The sequence below is a fragment of the Flavobacterium sp. BFFFF1 genome (genome assembly GCF_002256285.1).
In the GTDB taxonomy this organism is placed as follows: Bacteria; Bacteroidota; Bacteroidia; order Flavobacteriales; family Flavobacteriaceae; genus Flavobacterium.
Genome location: NZ_NKJE01000005.1, coordinates 1 through 20,966, shown reverse-complemented (window position 1 = coordinate 20,966; position 20,966 = coordinate 1). Strand labels below are relative to the sequence as shown.

The following is a 20,966-nucleotide window of genomic DNA, read 5'->3' as shown; positions in this document are numbered from 1 at the left end:
CAAAAAATGAATGATTTTATCTTAAGGTCTCAAAAGGAAAGTGCCCGTTTCAATATGAACATCCTTCGTATCGGCATGCAATCAATCAACATCAGGGAACTTGGCAATGCGCTGATTTCCAATGACACCGATATTGCGATTTTGCGCATTCCCTGTGAGAAATTATCCCAGATATCAAAACTGTCGCTTTTGGGATTTACGTATTTCCAAGCCGACACACTGGTATATTACCATACGGACCTCTCGAAATACGAGCCGAAAGAATTGGTCAACAAAGACCTGGAGTTTGTTCGTGCTGTAAAAGATGATGCTTCGTTACTCGGTGCGTTGGTTGAAAGGATTTTCCCGGGCTACACAAACCATTATAATTCAAATCCCTTCATAGAAAAGCAAAATATCCTGGAAGGCTATAAGGAATGGGTGGTCGATTTTATTACACAGGATGATAAAAGGGTTTTCCTTGTCAACAGGAACGGTACCACGATTGGGTTTGCGACGTGTGCGATTGAAGGAAGTGAGTCAGAAGGTGTTTTGTATGGAGTCCTCCCTGAAGCCTCAGGCGGTGGCGTTTACTCGGATATCATCAGGTTTACGCAAGCTTATATGAAAAACCTGGGTATTGGTAAGATGAAGGTGTCAACCCAGGTCCAAAACTATGCTGTTCAGAAAGTTTGGAGCAGGGAAGGTTTTTTTATGACGGAATCTTTTGCGACCATTCATATCAACAGTTTATTAAATTATTCGAGGCTGCCCAAAATAGCGTTCAGTATTTTTATTACTGATGAGGATATTAAAAACTATGGAAATTTAAGTGGCGACATTAATCCGGTTCATTTTGATGATCTGTTTGCACAAAAGCTGGGTTTTACACAAAGGATTTCGCATGGACTGATTGCGAATGCCGAAATGTCAAAATATTTTGGCACCGAATTCCCCGGGAATGGCACGCTTTTCATGTCTTATTACTACAAATTCCTGAAACCGCTATATCCAAACCGGCACTACAAAGTGACGATCTCGACGCCTTATTTTGATGAGGAGAAGCATATTTATATCTGTCTGGTAAAGATTTTGGATGCCGATGATAATCTTTGCTTACTATCTTATAATGACCTGATTAAAAAATAACAATAATCAAATGGCAATCCCATTCAATAAGCCCTACCTGACTGGAAACGAAACGCGTTATATCGAAAACGCTGTCAAAACCGGCAAAATTTCCGGCAACGGACATTATACTAAACTTTGCCAGGACTATTTTGAGAGAACATATGGAATCCATAAATGCCTGCTGACCACTTCCTGTACTGACGCACTCGAGATGGCAGCTATTTTAATCGATATACAGCCAGGCGATGAGGTAATCATGCCCTCGTATACCTTTGTGAGTACTGCCAATGCGTTCGTACTTCGTGGCGCGAAAATCGTGTTTGCTGATTCGGGAGAGGACAATCCTAACATGAATTGTGAGCTGATTGAAGCGCTGATTACAGACAGGACCAAGGCAATAGTTCCGGTTCACTACGCCGGGATGGCATGCGATATGGATAAAATCATGTCGCTTTCTGTAAAATATAATTTATTCGTAATTGAAGATGCTGCCCAAGCGGTTGATAGCTTTTATTTAGGTGAAGACGGAACAAAAAAGGCGTTAGGGACTATCGGCCACCTTGCAGCATTTTCCTTTCATGAAACCAAAAACATTATTTCGGGAGAAGGGGGTATGCTGGCTATCAATGACGTACAGTTTTCAAAAAGAGCTGAAATAATCTGGGAAAAAGGCACAAATCGTTCTGCTTTTTTCAGGGGCGAAATCGACAAATATGGTTGGGTAGATGTGGGAAGTTCATTTCTGCCATCGGAGATTATTGCGGCATTCCTGTGGGCGCAGCTGGAAAATCTGGAACGGATTCAGGATAAAAGAAATTCATTATGGCGAGATTATTTTGACCGCCTTGGAACATGGGCTGAAGCGAATGGTATTTTGTTGCCTGTGGTCCCGGAGTTCGCTACCAATAACAGCCACATGATGTATTTAATCTGCAAATCAGCAGCACAACGTACTTTGTTAATTGAGTACTTAAAAGCGGCGGATATTCTTGCGGTATTCCATTATATCAGCCTCCATCGCAGTCCGTTTTATTTAAAAAAACATGACGGCCGACTTTTAGCGCAATCTGACAGGTACAGTGATTGCCTGCTGCGATTGCCCTTGTATTTCGAATTAGACGTCAATCCAGTTATTGAACGCCTGATACATTTCAAGGATGAAGGTTGATTTTTTCAATTTTATAGGCAGGAACAAATGGATTCTGTTGATAATTGCGGTCGGGACAGCATTTCGGGTATTTCGGCTGGATTTTCAAAGTCTTTGGCTTGACGAGATTTACACCATGAACATCTCGAATCCAAAGCTATCCTTGTTACAGATGCATAAGCAAATTCTGGCACGGGAAGGTTTTCCGCATTTTTATTTTCTGACGCTGAGGGGACTTTACTTTTTATTTGGTTACACGCCGGTTGTCGCACGTGCACTTTCAGTAGCAGCCGGTATCGGATCGATTTATGCCATTTACCTTATCGGAAAAGAGCTGTTACACAAAAATGTGGGATTGTTTGCCGCATTGCTTGTATCTGTTAATTTTTATAGTATTCAGTCATCTCAGGATGCACGGCCGTACAGCCTTTATTTTTTCTTTGTGATAGTGTCTTTCTGGCGCCTCACCCTTTTTCTTAAAAACCAAAGCTGGCGCAATGCGGTTTGGTATGGTATTACTTCTGGTTTGGTGTTGAACGTAAGCTTTTTTGGCATGTTTAACGTTTTGACGCAATCATTTATAATACTCTTTTTCCTTTTTATTTTACCTGCGGCGCAAAGGGCAGCGTTTTTTAAGAAAGCTGCGGTTTCGGGAATTATTATACTCGTTTTGCTGGCACCGAATTACCTTATGATCTTAAAACTGATTCGTTTTCCTTCTTTTTGGGTACCCAGTCCTAAGGCCGATACATTTTCAAATATATTTAACTTATTGACTGGAGACTCGGAGGTTGTCCGGTTTATAATTACCCCACTTATCGTTTATTATTTTCTGACCGTTTTCAATAACAGCAACCATAAAATTAATTATAAGGATATTGTCGACAATAAGTTGGTTTTCAGTTTTTTAATTCTGTTTGGCTGGTTTTTTGCGTTTTTTGTCATCATCTATACTAAGTCATTTGGAAAAATCTCATATGCACTGGCACGATATTTTATAAGCATTACGCCGGTGATTTTTATTGTACTGGGCATTTCGCTCTATAGCATCAAGAACAACCTTATCAGGGCGCTGGTGTTAATCAGTCTTGTTTCATTTATGACAATTAACCTGGTATCGGTCAAAAAGTATTTTACCAAAGTCAGTAAGCCCCAATTTAGGGAAGCGTCTCAATTTGTAATCAGCAACCACAAACCGGGAGAGAAAATTTATACCAGCCAAAAATATTGGTTCGACTATTATTTCACGAACGATAAGTCCAATATCCAGGTCACGAACATTGAATTTGAGAAATTGATTTCGGAAATGGGTAAAGACTCGGCGAAGGTGAAAGCATTTTGGTTTGTAGATGCATTTAAAAAGGGCTATAAACCTTCTTTGCAAGCACAGCGTTTCATTGATGATAATCTGTATGTCGACAAACAGTTTACAGGATATAGGGCTTGGGCAAAACATTTTATTCGGCTTAAAGACAAACCAACAAGCCAGAGGATCAAGAAAAGAGTTAAAAAAACATTTTGAAATGGTCTACCCAAATCTGAATCGCGATTCAATGGCTTACCGGCAACCATTTTTTTTTTAACCATTAACTCTTTTTAATTATAAAAAAAACATACTTTTGTCCAAAAATTTATTTAAATAATGAAGACAAACGTTATTCTTACCTCCGTATTTTTATCATTGGCGCTTTTTTCATGTAAAAACGACGATAAAAAAACAGATGAATCGGAGAAACCAAAGGTTGAGACATTTGATGTATCAGTTGATTTAATCATTAAACAGCAGGATGAATTGATTTTGTTTTATAGAGATGGAAGCAATCAATGGTTTGATGAAGCCCACGCGATTTGGTATGGGGTGAAAGCAAAAAATGAATTACAAACGGCTAAGTTTAGTCTCCCTGAAGAATCCCTTGCAACAGATCTTCGTCTGGATATTGGGCGCAACGAATTTAAAAATCAGGAGCCGGTAGAAATAAAAAAGATAACGATTTCTTACAAAGGAAAGTCCTTTGAGGTTAACGAGGACACCATGGAAAATTACTTTAAACCAAATGAGTTTATGGTTTATAATCCCGAGACAAAACTTTATTCATTTAAGAAAAATGCAAAAGAGGAGTACGATCCGTATTTTGTTGCCACTCCATTGCTTAACCAAGAGTTAGCGAAAATCACAGGGGGTATTAAATAAAGAAATGTATCGTTATAGTTTTAAACAGTTAGTCGCTAGATTAACTGTTTTTTGTTAAATATACATGCAATTTTTGCTTGCATTGCCGCTTGTACGGCTGCTTAACTAATCTGAATGTTATGAATGAACTATATACCGCGGAAAACGGTGAATACCTGAAAAAAAATCCAAACTGGCACGTTGAGGATTCATCATGGAAAGCTTCGAAAATCCTTAAGATATTAAATCAAAATAATATCGTCCCCGAGAGCGTAGCTGAGGTCGGCTGCGGTGCGGGTGAAATACTCCGCGAACTTCAAAATAAAATGCCGAAGAACGTGAATTTTAAAGGATATGATATTTCTATCGATGCCTTGTTGCTGGCGAAAGAAAAACAAAATGATAAATTGACATTCCTGCAAGAGGATTTTACCAAGCTTGAAGAGAATTTCGATTTGGTATTGATGATTGATGTTTTCGAGCATGTCGATGATTATTTTGGATTTATAAGGGCATGTCGCTTAAGAGCTAAAAATTCCGTCTTTCATATTCCTTTGGATTTGTCGGCACAAGCGGTTCTAAGAAATCAAATGCTGAAAAACAGAAATGCTTTTGGACATATCCACTATTTTACCAAGGATACTGCGCTCGCTACGCTAATTGATTGCGGCCATGAAATAATGGACTATTTTTATACTGGCGCCTCGACAGAACTTCCTCCTAAGGCATGGAGGACCAAAGTTGTTAACGTCTTTCGAAATTTAATGTTTAAGATTAACAAGGATTTAACCGTTAAATTGTTCGGTGGTTATTCTCTAATTGTTTTGACAAAGTAATAATAACAAATTTTGCTGTGCTTAAACAGATATATAGAAGGAGTTTCAAACACTTGTCGCTTGCTGTAATCATAATTGGTGCCGGAAGCTTTTTTGTTTCAAACATCCTTTTAAAGGGCATTTTCACTGCAACCACTTATGGTTATTATTCTATTGTCGTAACGTATATCTCGCTTGTATTCGTCGTTGGGATATTGGGCCTGGATCAGGTATTCATACGATTTTCCAAAAATGTGTCGAAAAACCGAATTGAAACTCAAAGAGCACAAATTGTACTTGCGGTAATATCAATATGCGTTACTTCTGTGTTATCATCCGTTTGGTTTCACAATTATTTCCCTCAGATTCCAGTCAATAATTATTTGCTTTTTTTTTCGAGCCTCAGTATGATTGGACTGTTATTCCTTTTCAGTATACTGAGGCTTAATTCTAATTTTGTTCTTGCACAGCTGGCATCAAATTCATGGAAAGTGGTAATGTTGGCATTGGCGGGGTTTTATTATTTCCGTTGGCTTAGCGGTTTTACAAACTTTGTCAATATCGTATTTATAAGTACTATCGTATTCTTTGTCATTTGCCTCTGGTATGTTTTACACTTTATAAAATTTCACTTTAACAACGAAATTTCCAAAAAGCAAATCGTGGTATCAGCATTCCATTTTTTTATTTCATTGTTGTCGGCATCCCTTATTCTATTTGCAGATCGATTTATTATTGAAAATAAATTTAGTATCGAACAATTTGGAGACTTTTTTTATTTAACCAATTTTTTTCTGGCGCCATACTCTATACTACAAAATTACATTTCGTTTAAACAGTTAATCATTTTCAAGAAGAAATTCGATTTAGATTATTTTGCCAGATACAACCGGCGGGTATTTTTGATTGGAATCGTATTTGGGCTTTTTTTATTAATTACGGCGATTGGGATGCAACAATTTGGACTGGTAAAATTTGATTTTAAGAATCATCTTTTGGTTGTTATACTCTTATTGTTAACGGGAACATTGCGGATATATTCATCGTCAATAAATTCAGCCTTCGAGGCAAGGGTTACAATTAGAATTCTTCAGAAATCAAATGTTTATATTATTTTTGTTACAATTGCAACCCTTTTGGCAGCCTATTTTGTTGCCAGTTCCATTAGCATGATATTAATTTGTGTAATGTTTATATGGCTGTTTCGTTGTTTCATCCATCAAAAATTTCTAATAAAATAGCCTGATGAAAATTAACTTAGCGAATGTATACACTAGTTTGTTTTTTGTGGGATTATTTTTTTTCCCTTTCAATTGCTTCACTGGGATTAAAGCTTTAGGCGAGTTTAAGAATGAGTCGGGCGCATATTTTTTTCTGGCGGGATTTCTTATACTATGTTTTTCGAAGAAAATAAGAATCCCTGTTTCCAGCCCGGTATTTAGGATTATCATGATTTTTCTTTGTTGGTGCGTTATTTCGACAATTTTAAATGCAGGTGCTGTCAACAGCAGTTTTTTTAAGCATACGACAGGATTGAACCGTTTTGTGCGGCAGTTTTTTGCACTTTGCATCTCAGCCTTGATTTTTTTCCTTTTTTACTACAATGTGATGGTCAAAATGTCTCTCCGGGATATCCTTACAAAAATAAGGAAGATTTTTCTTTACTCTTTGATGCTCGCATGTGTATTCAGTTTTTTCGAAGCCCTTGTTGGATTTTATGGAATTGGTATTGCGAGAAAGGCGTTTGATATTTTTAATTACTTTCCTTTTTTCGAGAAGAGGAACATACAGGATAGGATTTCCGCATTCGCCGATGAACCTCCCTTTTTTGCGGTGTATCTTATAACGGTGTCGGGATGGATGTTTAGTTACATTATTACAAATAAGGGAGTGACAAAATATTTGCCGACTTTAGCAATTTTGATATTGACCTTTTATTCGGGTTCCAGGACTGCTCTTATTGTAATCCTGATTCAGGTACTAATATTTTTTATCACGATAATTCCGAAAAAAAAGTTTGTTCGATATGGTATCAATACCGTTTTAATAGTATCCTTTTTCACAATTGGCCTTTTCGTGTTTAAGGGTGACAAGATTATCAAAGCCTTCGAGGAAAAGATTGAATCGCTTGATTTTAAAAGTAATCTTACTAAAACCGTTTCAAATCAATCCCGTTTTGGGATGCAGTATGCTGCACTTCAAGTATTTTTGGAACACCCTCTAATCGGGGTTGGATATGGACAACAGACGTATTACAGCAGGTTTGAATATCCGGGTTGGGCAACAAAGCATAATTATGAATTTTCCTTATGGTATAGAAATCCTAATCTGCCTGCATTTCCCCCAAGCTACAACATGTATACCAGATTACTTGCAGAAACGGGGCTTGTAGGGATTTCTATTTTTTTAATACTGCTATTTTTTTGCATAAAGAAAATCAAATATTTGATTCGAACACTCCATGGTGACGGGCGAACGCTCGCCGTGATACTTCTTGTAGTGCTTTCCGGGCTGTTCATAAATTTATTGCAGATAGATACATTCAGGTTATATGGGCTTTGGTTATCTTTTGCAATTCTGATAATTTTGTCCTCGAAACAAATTGCACATGAATAATATTGCCTTATTGATTCCGCATTTCAACAATCCAATTGGAATTGTTACGTCTCTTCAGTCAATTAATGAAACAGAGAAGATTGATGTCGTTATCGTCGATGATGGAAGCATTGAAAAAATTGACGAATTGGCGTGTGTACAAGCCTTTAAAGGATCTGGAAACATAAAGTTTTTATACCTGGAGCAAAACCAGGGAATCGAACACGCATTAAACCATGGACTTGAATACATTGTGGACAACGGATATCAATACACTGCGAGACTTGATGCCGGCGATATATGTATAGGAAAGCGATTTGCAATTCAGTATGACTTTCTTATGAAACACCCGAGTATAAAATTGCTTGGAACTAATGCCGATGCACATGACATAAACGGAAAATTTTTATTTAAATACGATTTTCCACTGAAGCATGATGAGATTAAGAAAAAAATAAGTGTGAATGCAGTATTTGTGCACCCGTCTATTATGTTCAACAACAACATTCTTGATGTGGTTGGATATTATCCGGTGCACTACAAAGCAGCAGAAGATTTTGCTTTTACTACAAACATTGTAAAGCACTTTGAAACCGCTAATCTTAGCGATTCGTTAATTCACGTAGAAATTAATGAGGGTGGAATCTCGCTTACCAGAAGGAAACAGCAGATTATGAGCCGGATGAAGGTAATTTGGGATAATTTTTATCTTGGATATTATCCGATTTATGGGCTATTCAGAAACTTAATTCTGTATTTAGTACCGGATCAACTTACTTTTTTTGTAAAGAAGATAAAGAACCAAATGCTTTACAGACAAAACGATGAAAGAAAATTAGATGAAAGAGAAAATTAAATCGGAATATTTTGACTGGTTATTTTGTGGACTAGCCATTATTCTGCCGTTTTCTACTGCAATTCCAAACATATTGATTGGCGTAATGCTGGCGCTCTTTATTTCTCAGAGGGAGAAATTAGATTTCAGTCCCCTTAGGACACCTTTAGTATACCTTCTCTTCAGTCTATTTGCGTATCTATCTCTGAAATCATTGATAAACGGAACTTTTTACGTCGATTCTGCAATTTATAGCCGGTATTTCTTTTTTCTTGTTCTTCCGGTGTTATTTTTAAAAGTAAAGGCACTCGATAAGGTCAAAATTGCTGTAATTGTTGGAGCATCGGCTTTTATCATCAAATCACTAGTACTTATATTGAATTTCTACTTTATTTTTCACACTTTACCCTTGGGGAATGGAGAAATGATCAATAAGCTTTTGATTTTGGAGCGACCGTACGCCGGATTTCTTGCATTATTAAGTATTTTGCTGTCTGTAGAGCAATTCCAGAACAAGTCAAAACACAAATGGATCTTTATCATTTCCGGGATCTTAGGCTTCGGGTTTATTCTGTTCATATCTGCGAGGAATTCACTATTGACACTGTTGTTGCTATTTTTTATTTATCTGTTTTTCTATTTGCGCCTTCCATTGGTGAAACGGATTTTTCTTTTGGGATGTATATTGATCATGATCGCGTTGACCGCGATTTATAATAGGAATTTCTTAACCCGTTTTAATATTGGATCAGATTTGAAAACAACACTCAGCATGTCTTCAGATCTGGAGCCAAGATTTATTATCTGGCCTTGCGCCTATGAATTGTCTAAACAACAAGACTTTAGTCCTTTTTTTGGCTTTTCAGGTGAAAGCGATATTCGTGACCGACTTGCAAATTGTTATGGAGTATCAATAAAGGGTAATGACGTAAAAAGGGATTGGTTCGTAAAAGAGAGATTTAACACCCATAGTCAGTTTATCGCAATCTTTCTCGGGGGAGGATTGTTAGGACTACTGGTTTTTTGCGCTTTTTTATTTATTTCCTTGAAGAATGCATTCAAGGATTTTTATCAGTTTGCGATCGTGCTTGCGATCGGATTATTTTTTGTTTTTGAAAATGTTCTTTTTAGGCAGTTTGGTTGTTATATTTTTGGATTTATACTCTGTTTTTACTTTAGAGATGCGGACAAAAAATATATTTCAAAACTTAGCCGGCACGAAGTTTCAGACTGATGGTTATTAAAAATTCGCATATATTTACATTCGATGAAAAAGATTAAAATTATTCATGTTTTACATTGTGTCGGTGGAGTTGAGACGTCATTGCGATTAATATTAAAAAACATAGATCCGGAAAAATATGAAAGTATTGTTATCCACGGATTAATGGACACTAGTTCACCGTTTGAGGACAAGAACGGAGCTTCAGTAAAAGAGTATAAAATTCCGATCTATCGTAATATTTCTTTGTGGAATGACCTCATAGCCTTATATCGCTGCTATAGTATCTTAAAACATGAAAAACCTCGCGTAATACATGCACATAGCGCAAAGGGCGGAATTATTGGAAGAGTCATTGGCCGGCTTTTGGGTATTAAAGTATTATTTACGCCACAGGCGTTTTCATATTTAAGTGAAACTAAAGGTTTAAAAAGAAACATTTTCCTGAAAATTGAGCGTTTTTTTGCTAATGCCAATAGTTTGCTTTTGGCATCTTCCCAATCTGAATTAGAGAGAGGGATTAACGAGGTTGGTTATAAGAGGGAGAATACATTGCTATTCAACAATTGCATCAATCCAATTTTGTCAGTTTCGCCTTTAACAATAGAAAAAACATGGCCAGATCGCTACATTTGTACTGTGGGGAGGCCATGTTATCAAAAGAATATAGACTTCATGATTAAAGCATTTAGTGAAATCAAAGACAGTGAAATTCATTTGGTTGTTATGGGCGTAGGCCATCACGTCGATCAACTTGATATCGTCGAAAGGCTTATTGCAAAACTTGGCCTGAAAGATAGGGTCACGCTACTAAAATGGACTTCTCGGGAAGACGTGCTCCATATAATTAATAAGGCTGAACTGTACATTTCAACCGCACGTTATGAAGGTTTACCTTATGCTGTGATTGAAAGTCTCGCCTTGGCAAAAGCCTGCATAGTTACTGATTGCGATGGAAATCGTGATCTTATTTCAAATGGCTTCAATGGCTATGTTGTGCAAGGTGATGATTACAAAGTATTCGGGGAAGCAGTATCAGGTGTGTTAAAAGATGATCATCTTAAAACAAGCTTTGGAAATAACGCAAAGGAACACTTCATGAAGTATTTTAATATAGAAACCAATGTCTCAGCAATCGAGTCAATTTACGACACATACAAATAATCTTCAATCGTTTTCATGATAAATTTTATCCGCGAAATAATACAGAAAGAGAAATTCAATCCGGGCATCATAGGCCTGTTTATCAACCATAATTTCCTTATCAGAAAAGCGCTTAGAAAGGCTATAAAAAATAATGCCCAATACCTTTCCGGTTCCGTCATTGATTTCGGATGTGGCAGCAAACCGTATATAAAACTGTTTAAGGATGCCCAAAGTTATATAGGAGTGGACTATAAGATTGAGGGAAGGGAAGAGAAGCAAAAAAGGGTAGATGTTTTTTATGATGGAAAGCAGATCCCCTTTGATGCCAACCATTTTGATTCGATGCTCTGTACAGAGGTTTTAGAACATGTTTTTAATATTGATGAATTGCTTAGAGAATTCCATCGCGTGCTTAAACCTGGGGCATATGCTGTAATCACCACACCTTTCATGTGGGAAGAGCATGAAATGCCATATGATTTTGCGCGATATACCACACCAGCGCTACAGCATCTTTACACCAATAATGGATTTGAAATTGTCCACAACTTTAAAACAGGCAATTACATACAGGTAATTTATCAATTTAGAATAAATTATATTAAAAACATATTGCCGGAAAATAAAATTATCAGACACTTGATCCTGCTGCCTTTTATTTTCCTGTATAATCTTTTCGGTGTTATTTTCAGCAACGTGCTTCCAAAAGACAAAACAGCTTACTTTAACAACGTATTCATTCTGCGTAAAAATCAGATTTTCGCTAAAACAAACGGGAGTCAGGAAAAATAGATATAAATTGCAATTTTTTAAGGAGAAGTATTGCAGCCTCCAACCGCAATGATAATGAAATTTAGTACAAATTTTTTAAAGGAGAAATATTTTAAAATCAGATACTTGATAGAGAAATATGAAATTATTACAATTGCTCTAGCCACTAGCCTGATTACCATCCCCTTAAATTTCGCGTACGGATCTATTAGTTGTATGTTACTGCTTGCCTCGACATTGTTATCTGTACGGAAAGAAAATCTACGCCTATCAGGTGAATTGCTGCTGCCAGTTTTGCTATATGTTTTGATGATATTGTCGTTATTCTGGACCTTTGATTTTAATTCTTCCGTTTCGGGAATCAGAAAGGAATTATTGTTTTTGCTTATGCCAGTCGCCTTCTTTTTAATGCCAAGGCCGAACAAAGAGGGTATCAGGACCATTTTAAGGGTTTATAGCTTTTCAATGGTTTTATACACAATTTATTTTATTTGTCGCGCTATTGCGCACTACCTTCGGGACGGAAATTCGGATGTTTTTTTCTTCCACAATCTTGTAACATTGGATTTAAGCGCAATATATATGGCGTGCTTTGCATCGTTTGCACTTTTTCATTTCGTTGCGGAGAAAAAGAAGGGGCTTTTGGAAAAGGGATCTATAGCACTGCTTATTACTTTTGTCATCTTATTGTCTTCGAAAAGCATCATTTTTATAGATGTATTGCTAATAATCTGCTATTATATTTATTTTTCTAAAACACCCAAAAGTGTGAAAGCGCTGACAATTGTTGTAAGTAGTCTGTTTTTAATTTTTTCAATTGTTTACATAAAACAGGTTAGAGAGCGGGTTCTGTTAGAATATGAAACCGCTTTTGTGGACAACACAATAAGTAAAGACGCGGGAAACGCAAGGTATAAAATGTATAACATAAGTCTACATCAGGCCTGGAACGAGGATAAGTTTCAAAATAATAATTATCTGCCGGGGACCGCTCTCCGAATTTTCCAAATAAGGATTTTTAAAGAAATGCTTTACGAACAGGACATATTTTTTACTGGTTTCGGATTAAGCGCGTCTCAGGACCAGATCAGAAATAAAGTGAAAGAGCATAACCTTTATCCGGGCAATGGGGAATTTAACTTTCACAATCAGTATGTCCAGACCTTTGCGGAATTAGGGGTTTTTGCGTTCGCAATTTTGTTACTAATGATGTTTCTGAATATTAGAAATGCCTTTTTAAAAAAAGATTTCATACATATTGTTTTTGCGTTCACAATGATAATGCTATTTTTGACAGATTCATTTTTGACCCGTCAAAGAGGAATCATTTTTTTTCTGACCCTTTACTGTCTTTTCAATACTTTAAACGGTTCTAAACGACTTTATATCTTAAATAACAAAATATGAAAAGAGTTCTTATCACAGGAGCAGCAGGGTTTTTAGGTTCCCACCTTTGTGATCGATTTGTTAGCGAGGGCTATCATGTTATCGGAATGGATAATCTGATAACAGGAGACCTGAAAAATATCGAACATCTTTTCAAGCTGTCAAACTTCGAGTTTTATCATCACGATGTTACAAAATTTGTACATGTTCCGGGAGAGCTGGATTATATCCTACATTTTGCTTCTCCTGCAAGTCCAATCGACTATCTTAGGATCCCAATCCAGACCCTTAAAGTTGGATCTTTAGGAACCCACAATCTTTTGGGACTTGCGCGTGTAAAGAAGTCCAGAATACTCATTGCGTCTACATCGGAGGTATATGGAGATCCGCTGGTACATCCTCAGACCGAAGATTACTACGGAAATGTCAATACGATCGGACCACGTGGCGTCTACGATGAAGCCAAACGATTTCAGGAGTCCATTACAATGGCGTATCATACATTTCACAATGTCGAAACCCGAATTGTAAGGATTTTTAATACTTATGGCCCAAGAATGAGACTTAATGATGGCCGCGTTATACCGGCTTTTATCGGACAGGCCCTTAGAGGTGAAAATCTGACAATATTCGGCGATGGAATGCAGACGCGTTCTTTTTGCTACGTTGACGATCAAATCGAAGGTATTTTCAGGCTACTGCATTCTGACTATCATTTTCCTGTTAATATTGGTAATCCAGACGAAATTACCATCAAAGATTTTGCGGAAGAAATAATTAAACTGACAGGAACAACGCAAAGAGTCGTTTACCATCCACTTCCCATGAATGATCCGCTACAGCGTCAACCCAACATTACCCGCGCAAAAGAAATTTTGGGTTGGGAACCAAAGGTAAACAGAACAGATGGGATGAAAATCACTTTTGATTATTTTAAATCATTATCAGCAGAAGAACTGCAGAAAGAAGAGCACAAGGACTTTTCTAAATATATTTTGTAATGAAAAATAAAACAGGAAGATATTCCGGTTACATCAGGCCTTTTTCCTACATATCGGACCTGTTAATAATCAATATTTTTTCCTATTTTATTCTATCCGAAATTTTCTCGCTGTATTTTGAGGTATTTATCTCCCTTTCTTGGATTATAATCGCTTTAAACCTAAATTTCTATGAGGTTTATCGTTTTACAAAGATTGTGGCAATTCTGAATAATCTGATTAAACAGTTCGTGTTATTTACGATATTATGCTACTCTTTTTTAGGTATTTACACGACTGATCCAAATCCCAGGGTTATTTTTTCCTTTACGGTTCTTTCAGTACTAACTGTTGGAACGCTTAAATTTCTGGTCTTTTTTTCATTGAAAAAATACAGGGCTTTTTTTGGAGGGAATTATAGGAGGGTAATTATAGGAGGAGATGGCGCAAACATTAAGAATCTTTCCGGATTTTTTGTCAATAACCCTGATTATGGTTATGTTCTGGTAAAAACTTTTAGCTTTTCCAGTAATAGGCATCAAAAAATCGAAGAGACCTTTCAGTTTGTATTGGATAATCATATTGATGAATTATATGTGTCAATCCATGAGCTCACGAGAGATGATATTGAAATGCTGATTGATTTTTCCGACAATAACCTCAAAGTAGTAAAGTTTATACCAGAAAATGAAGAAATCCTGTTTGCAAATAATTTAAAGCTTGATTATTACGGATACGTACCAGTATTATCGATGCAACGAACAACATTGCACGACCCGATTACAAAAGTTTTTAAAAGAACATTTGATATTATTTTCTCCCTTGCCGTCATAATTGGATTGTTGTCGTGGTTAGTTCCAATTTTGGCCATTCTGATCAAATTGGAATCCAAAGGCCCCGTGTTTTTTAAACAAGGGAGACCGGGAATCGATAAAAGCGAATTTTTCTGTTATAAGTTTAGATCGATGCAGATAAATAAAATGACCGAAAAGGAAGCTTCTAAAAACGACCCAAGAGTTACCAAGGTCGGCAAGTTTATTCGTAAAACCAGCCTCGATGAAATGCCCCAATTTTTAAACGTACTGTTGGGCGATATGTCTGTGGTTGGACCAAGGCCTCACTTATGGGCTCAAAACAAAGTGTATGGTAATAAGATAAAAAAATATATGGTCCGCCATTACGTAAAGCCCGGAATTACCGGTTTGGCACAAGTAAAAGGTTTCAGAGGCGAAATCGAGACTGATGAGGACATGATCAACCGAATCAAATTTGATGTCTTTTATATCGAAAACTGGTCGCTTCTATTGGATTTAAAGATCATCGTGCAGACCGTCATCAACATTTTCAAAGGCGAGGAAAAAGCATATTAAAATGGAAAAAGCATTGGTTTCCATTATTACACCCTCCTACAACTCCGGAAAATTTATTGCGCAAACCATCTATTCAGTGCAGGCACAAACCCACCGCCATTGGGAACTCCTGATTACTGATGACTGCTCTACCGATACTACCGTAACGATAATTGAAGCTTTTGCCGCCGCCGATCCCAGGATCAGGCTTTTTCGGTTAAATGAAAATGCGGGTCCCGGGGTGGCCAGAAATCATTCCATACAAAAGGCCAGAGGAAATTATATCGCATTTCTTGATGCAGATGACCTATGGAGACCAGAAAAACTCGAACGGCAGCTAAAATTTATGCATCAAAACGGCGCGCATTTTACCTTCAGTTTTTATGATTGTATGGATGAAGACGGAAAGCCGCTTGACAAGCGTGTAGCAGCGCCGGAGTTCCTTTCATACCGACAGCTGTTCTTTTGCAATTATGTAGGGAACCTCACCGGAATCTATGATGCCGACTTTTTTGGAAAAATACCCATCTCATCGATTAAGAAAAGACAGGATTGGATCGTATGGCTGACAATACTCAAAAAAATACGATTTGCCCAACCTGTTCCGGAAAGTCTCGCAGTATACAGAATCCGGAAGCAGTCCGTTTCTTCGTCAAAATTGGATTTGCTGCGGTATAATTTTAAAGTGTATCGTGACTTCCATCGGTTAAATGGGATATCCGCATTTTGCTGCATGGGTATTTTCCTTTTCACGCAATTATTAATCAAACCGCGCTATACCAAAAGCTTAAAGTAAAGACTTAAACTGTTTCAGTTTTCCGCGGCTGCTTCGGTCAAGCACTGTTTTGCGCTCAAAATCAAAATGCAGCCCAGGCTCCAGGTAAATGGAAATAGCCTCCGCAATGTTTTTAATCTGTGGCGCACTCAGCGGCTGCTCACTAACGTATTCAATCCGGAATCGCTCCGGCGCGGTTTGGAGAATGATAAATTCTTTCACATTTCCATCGTCTTCAATAATACTTTTGGTAACATAATAGAAAGTCAGGCCCGGTGATTTTTTTCCGCTGGGTAAAATGGCAACGTCATTGGTACGGCCGGTTAGCTTTTTCAGAATTGGTTTTTGAAGTGTGCTGCTTTCGTCTAAAACCCCGATGTCGCCAATATCGTATCGGATAAACGGATGTGCCTTGTTAAATAGCGATGTGATGACCACACGGCCTTCTTTTCCATAAGGCAGTACATTATTTTCATCGTCCAGAATTTCAACATACAACGTTTCGGCGTTTACCTGCCATTCCCCTTCAGGATTTTGGAAGGCAATCAAATCAAGCTCCGATGCCCCGTATTCATTGACTACCGGAATGCCGAACTGGGACTCCAGCAGGAATTTATCACTTTCAAAAAGCATTTCGGAAGTCACCATACACACTTTCAGCGTAGGGCAAATGTCTTTTAAAATGAGGTTTTTCTGCTTAAGAAACTTCGCAAACAACACAATCGAACTCGTGTAGCCGTTGATGTAATCGAATTTTTTTACACGGAAATGGTCCAGAAAACCCTCGAGCACTTTGTCTGAAAGATCAAAAATCGGAAACCGGTATCGGTGCGACAACAGGTCTTTAAAACGCTCTTTCCTGTAACCGAAAGAATCCAGTGGAATACCGTAAAACCTGGCCTGTAGCGAATGGTTGAAGTTAATGCCGTACCACCCAAAACGGTAGATGTTTGAAGCCCATGTGAGCGCATGGCTGAATTTGTCCTTCGCGAAAACAAACGGATCCCCAGAAGACCCGGAAGTTTTATTAATGTAAATGTTTTTATTGGAGAACCCTTCGGAAAGCCGTTCGTTTAAGGGGCACTGTAGGTTTTTCTTTGTGAGTACCGGCAACTTTTCCCACGCGTCAGAGGCAGCCGACCCATGCAGGCTTCTATAAAAAGTATTGTGTTTCAAATGAAAATCAACAATTTCGTTTTTTTTGTTTTCCACAAATTCACGGTGCTCTTTTTCATTCATCCCCACAATGGCAGACAACGCGGTTTTGGCTTCCTTCATCGGGAAACCATTCAATGCAAGCGTAAGGTCAAAAAGTCGGAACACAGCGTCTAGTTTGACCAAAAATACTAAAAGCAAACGCAATTAAACACAACCGTTAAACTTTTTGATTATTCGTTTCTGATTCTTTCGAAAACAGCCTATTTTTGCGCAAACACAACGAAAACACAACAGATGAGAATTCTACTTTTAGGCTCCGGAGGCAGGGAACACGCACTCGCTTGGAAAATGCTTCAAAGCCCGCTATGCTCAAAACTATTTATCGCCCCCGGAAATGCGGGAACGGGATTGATTGCCGAAAATGTCAACATCAACCCCACTAATTTTGAATCTATAAAGGCCTTTTCTATCCAGGAAGAAATTGAAATGGTTGTTGTGGGTCCGGAAGATCCGCTGGTAAACGGGATTTTTGATTTCTTTAGGGATGATAAGGAACTGGAGCATATTTCAGTGATTGGGCCATCGAAATTAGGGGCGCAATTGGAAGGCAGCAAAGAATTCGCCAAGGAGTTCCTGGTAAAAAATAAAATCCCAACGGCGGCTTATGAAAGCTTTACCGCTGAAACCGTTGCAAAAGGATGGGCATTTCTTGAAACGCTGCAACCACCATACGTTTTGAAAGCCGACGGGCTTGCTGCTGGGAAAGGCGTCTTAATCATCAACGATCTTGCTGAAGCAAAAAAGGAATTACACAACATGCTTGTTGATCAGAAATTTGGCGCGGCGAGCACAAAAGTTGTCATTGAGGAGTTCCTGGACGGCATTGAGTTGAGCTGTTTTGTGATTACGGACGGGCACAGCTATAAAATCCTCCCGACAGCAAAGGATTACAAACGCATCGGTGAAGGCGATACGGGATTGAACACTGGCGGTATGGGTGCTGTTTCACCAGTTCCTTTTGCAGATGCTGTTTTGCTTGAAAAGATAGAAACACGTATTGTAAAACCAACCATCGCCGGCCTGCAACGTGACGAAATTACATACAAAGGCTTTGTGTTTATAGGGCTTATCAATGTGAAAGGGGAGCCGATGGTCATTGAATATAATGTCCGTATGGGTGATCCGGAGACGGAGGTTGTTATTCCAAGGCTGAAATCGGATTTAGTGGCGCTTTTTAAAGCGGTTTCAAACCACGAATTGGAAGATTTTCCACTCGAGATTGACGGGAGAAGCGCCGCTACGGTCATGTTGGTTTCCGGCGGATATCCTGAAGATTATGAGAAAGGGAAGGAAATTACAGGCATTGAAACGGTCGCAGACTCCATAGTTTTCCATGCCGGAACGATTGAAAAAGACGGAAAAACATTGACCAACGGTGGGCGCGTATTGGCAGTAACGTCTTATGGAGCAGATTTTGATGAAGCCATAAAAAAATCTTACCAAAATATAGCAAAACTAGATTTTGATAAGATGTATTTTAGAAAGGATATCGGCTTCGACTTATTTTAAGAACGAGTGGGCCGTGGTGTCCTGGTTTTCCTCGCCATTTTTTTCATGCAACTGCAATTGCTTGATCCAGTAAATCATAAAGTAAGCGCAAATGCCCATCAGGATCCAGCTAATTCCATTTGAAATCCACCAACCGTACCAGCTTTTCTGTTCCAGATGCCTCATGAAATCAAGCGGCAAAAAAAGGACGTCTACAAAAAGGAACTGGATCGCTTCAAAAAATGCTTTAAACATGGTTACAAATATTATATTTACAGCTACAAAAATATAAAATATCCGCATGATTACAACTATTTTTAGCAAATCAAGACCATTTAATTATATTTTGGTGACTTGCCTGCTGACAGTATGCTTTGTGGTAATCCAGTCAGGGCAGGTCGACGGGATTGGTTTCGGGTTGGCGTTGGCTAAAAAAGCGGCATTCCTCGTTATTCTTGTCGGGTCACTCTTCATCACAAATTTTGTAACAAAACGCAACGGACTGAGTAAAGACAGTACTTATCCGTTCCTTTTTTTCTTCCTGTTCCTTATTTTGTTTCCTTCGGTGCTGTTGGATTCCAAGATTGTAGTGTCCAATTTTTTTCTGTTGCTGGCCATGCGGAGACTCGTTTCGCTGCAGTCGCTGATCACACCCAAAGAAAAAATATTTGATGCTTCGCTATGGGTTTTTGTAGCAGCACTGTTCCATTTTTGGGCCATTTTATTTATCCTGCTCGTTTTTATTTCTATTTTCTTCCACGTTTCGAGGGATTACCGCAATTGGATCATACCCTACATCGCTTTTTTTGGTGTGGCTACGACTTATCTGCTGTTTGCTGTAGTTTTTAACAAGACGCTGATCAGCGACATGATTAGTCAGGCGCAGATTGACCTGACATTTACGTATTTCAGGAATAAATTTGAAAATATTGCTTTTTCAATTTTCACCGCTATTGCGTTCCTGTTCTTTTTCGCACAATTGATTTCGCTCCCTGGGAAACCGCTAATCCTGCATGCCTCTTATAAAAAAGTGGTCTTTTGCTTTGTCATAGCGGTGGTTGTTTTCGTAATCTCTCCCGAGAAAGACAATAGCCTGCTCGTATATACTTTTATGCCGCTGTCCATTATGGCTACGAGTTATATTGAAAGCCTGCAGATTAAAACGGTACGCGAGGTAGCGCTGCTAATCCTCATTGCCGCATGTCTGTTGTCCTATTTCGCGCAATTATAGTTTATTGCCGTACGCCAGGTCACCGGCGTCGCCCAATCCCGGAACTATATAATTCTTTGCATTTAGTTTTTCATCAAGCGTTGCCACCCATAGATGACAGTTGTCAGGAAGCTGGCTTTCCAGAAAAGCAACTCCCTCCGGAGCAGCGATAACAACCGCAATATGGATTTCTTCAGGCGTGCCTTTTTCAAGCAGCGTATTGAAGACAGCGACCATAGAGTGCCCGGTGGCAAGCATCGGATCAATAAGCAATAGCGTTTTCTTATCGATATTAGGCACAGCCTGGTATTCTACTTTTATGACAAAATCATCATCGTTATTGTAGTGGTGCCTGTAAGCAGAAACAAATCCGTTCTCGGCACTGTCAAAGTAATTCAGAAAACCCAAATGCAATGGCAAACCGGCGCGAAGGATAGAGCACAATACCAACTCGTTTTCAATTTCCGTCGTCTTTTTAATTCCGAGTGGTGTCGTGATTTCTACGTTTTTGTATTGCAGGTCCTTGCTCAGTTCATAGGCCATAATTTCGCCAATACGCTCGATATTCCGCCTGAAACGCATGCTGTCTTTCTGCACATGGATATTCCGGATTTGTCCCAAAAAATGGTTCAGGACGCTATTCGCTTCAGAAAGGTAATGGATTTGCATAAAGGGTTCAGGGTTTTAGAGTTCAAGGTTGGCTTTCGACTTTCGACTTTCGACTTTCGACTTTCGACTTTAGACTTTCG

Annotated in this window: 19 protein-coding genes; 16 read left to right on the top strand and 3 right to left on the bottom strand. The window is 38.4% G+C overall.

Translation table 11 applies throughout. The features are described 5' to 3' along the window. The first annotated feature begins 6 nt into the window (after positions 1-6). The 14 genes from CFE23_RS04360 to CFE23_RS04295 all read left to right on the top strand — a co-directional run bounded on the left by CFE23_RS04360 (position 7) and on the right by CFE23_RS04295 (position 16,322). A complete protein-coding gene (locus CFE23_RS04360; RefSeq protein ID WP_291084573.1) occupies positions 7-1,128 on the top strand; it encodes a GNAT family N-acetyltransferase in 1,122 nt (373 codons plus the stop codon). A 10-nt stretch (positions 1,129-1,138) separates the two neighbouring features. Continuing rightward, positions 1,139-2,278 carry a dTDP-4-amino-4,6-dideoxygalactose transaminase gene (rffA, locus tag CFE23_RS04355; RefSeq protein WP_291084570.1) on the top strand — a complete coding sequence of 380 codons (1,140 nt, stop codon included), beginning with the start codon at positions 1,139-1,141 and terminating at the stop codon, positions 2,276-2,278. Beyond that, a complete protein-coding gene (locus CFE23_RS04350; protein WP_291084567.1) occupies positions 2,268-3,779 on the top strand; it encodes a glycosyltransferase family 39 protein in 1,512 nt (503 codons plus the stop codon). Before rffA ends, CFE23_RS04350 begins: the two co-directional genes overlap by 11 nt. Before the next feature lie 120 nt (positions 3,780-3,899). Continuing rightward, entirely contained in the window at positions 3,900-4,448 is a 549-nt protein-coding gene (locus CFE23_RS04345; RefSeq protein WP_291084564.1) for a hypothetical protein, read from the top strand. Between the two features lie 119 nt (positions 4,449-4,567). Further along, positions 4,568-5,263 carry a class I SAM-dependent methyltransferase gene (locus CFE23_RS04340; RefSeq protein WP_291084561.1) on the top strand — a complete coding sequence of 232 codons (696 nt, stop codon included), beginning with the start codon at positions 4,568-4,570 and terminating at the stop codon, positions 5,261-5,263. Positions 5,264-6,850: 1,587 nt separating this feature from the next. Then, positions 6,851-7,858 carry an O-antigen ligase family protein gene (locus CFE23_RS04335; RefSeq protein WP_291084558.1) on the top strand — a complete coding sequence of 336 codons (1,008 nt, stop codon included), beginning with the start codon at positions 6,851-6,853 and terminating at the stop codon, positions 7,856-7,858. Then, positions 7,851-8,693 carry a glycosyltransferase gene (locus tag CFE23_RS04330; RefSeq protein WP_291084555.1) on the top strand — a complete coding sequence of 281 codons (843 nt, stop codon included), beginning with the start codon at positions 7,851-7,853 and terminating at the stop codon, positions 8,691-8,693. Before CFE23_RS04335 ends, CFE23_RS04330 begins: the two co-directional genes overlap by 8 nt. After that, positions 8,677-9,906 carry an O-antigen ligase family protein gene (locus CFE23_RS04325; protein ID WP_291084552.1) on the top strand — a complete coding sequence of 410 codons (1,230 nt, stop codon included), beginning with the start codon at positions 8,677-8,679 and terminating at the stop codon, positions 9,904-9,906. Before CFE23_RS04330 ends, CFE23_RS04325 begins: the two co-directional genes overlap by 17 nt. A 33-nt stretch (positions 9,907-9,939) precedes the next feature. Next, positions 9,940-11,058, top strand: coding sequence for a glycosyltransferase (locus tag CFE23_RS04320; RefSeq protein ID WP_291084549.1), 1,119 nt, complete (start codon positions 9,940-9,942; stop codon positions 11,056-11,058). 15 nt (positions 11,059-11,073) lie between these two features. Continuing rightward, the gene (locus tag CFE23_RS04315) at positions 11,074-11,832 is read left to right on the top strand and encodes a class I SAM-dependent methyltransferase (protein WP_291084546.1); all 759 of its coding nucleotides are present in this window, start codon (positions 11,074-11,076) and stop codon (positions 11,830-11,832) included. Between the two features lie 54 nt (positions 11,833-11,886). Continuing rightward, complete coding sequence (locus CFE23_RS04310) at positions 11,887-13,218, top strand: O-antigen ligase family protein (protein ID WP_291084543.1); 1,332 nt, start codon at positions 11,887-11,889, stop codon at positions 13,216-13,218. Further along, a complete protein-coding gene (locus tag CFE23_RS04305; RefSeq protein ID WP_291084540.1) occupies positions 13,215-14,198 on the top strand; it encodes a UDP-glucuronic acid decarboxylase family protein in 984 nt (327 codons plus the stop codon). The genes CFE23_RS04310 and CFE23_RS04305 overlap by 4 nt, the downstream gene beginning before the upstream one ends. Continuing rightward, positions 14,198-15,547 (top strand): exopolysaccharide biosynthesis polyprenyl glycosylphosphotransferase, encoded by a 1,350-nt coding sequence (locus CFE23_RS04300; protein ID WP_291084537.1) that lies wholly within the window; start codon positions 14,198-14,200, stop codon positions 15,545-15,547. The genes CFE23_RS04305 and CFE23_RS04300 overlap by 1 nt, the downstream gene beginning before the upstream one ends. 1 nt (position 15,548) lies before the next feature. Further along, positions 15,549-16,322, top strand: a complete 774-nt coding sequence (locus CFE23_RS04295) for a glycosyltransferase family 2 protein (RefSeq protein WP_291084533.1) — start codon at positions 15,549-15,551, stop codon at positions 16,320-16,322. Here CFE23_RS04295 and CFE23_RS04290 read toward each other — a convergent pair. Further along, a complete protein-coding gene (locus CFE23_RS04290) occupies positions 16,314-17,624 on the bottom strand; it encodes a phenylacetate--CoA ligase family protein (RefSeq protein WP_291084530.1) in 1,311 nt (436 codons plus the stop codon). The two genes, CFE23_RS04295 and CFE23_RS04290, sit on opposite strands and share 9 nt — an antisense overlap. Positions 17,625-17,753: 129 nt before the next feature. Between CFE23_RS04290 and purD the strand changes: the two genes are divergently transcribed. Next, positions 17,754-19,028 carry a phosphoribosylamine--glycine ligase gene (purD, locus tag CFE23_RS04285; protein WP_291084527.1) on the top strand — a complete coding sequence of 425 codons (1,275 nt, stop codon included), beginning with the start codon at positions 17,754-17,756 and terminating at the stop codon, positions 19,026-19,028. Here purD and CFE23_RS04280 read toward each other — a convergent pair. Further along, a complete protein-coding gene (locus CFE23_RS04280) occupies positions 19,020-19,262 on the bottom strand; it encodes a uracil phosphoribosyltransferase (RefSeq protein ID WP_291084523.1) in 243 nt (80 codons plus the stop codon). The genes purD and CFE23_RS04280 overlap by 9 nt on opposite strands. Positions 19,263-19,308: 46 nt before the next feature. Between CFE23_RS04280 and CFE23_RS04275 the strand changes: the two genes are divergently transcribed. Then, complete coding sequence (locus CFE23_RS04275; protein WP_291084520.1) at positions 19,309-20,238, top strand: DUF6427 family protein; 930 nt, start codon at positions 19,309-19,311, stop codon at positions 20,236-20,238. Here the strand turns inward: CFE23_RS04275 and upp are convergent. After that, positions 20,233-20,886 (bottom strand): uracil phosphoribosyltransferase, encoded by a 654-nt coding sequence (gene upp / locus CFE23_RS04270; protein WP_291084517.1) that lies wholly within the window; start codon positions 20,884-20,886, stop codon positions 20,233-20,235. The two genes, CFE23_RS04275 and upp, sit on opposite strands and share 6 nt — an antisense overlap. Positions 20,887-20,966: the final 80 nt, after the last annotated feature.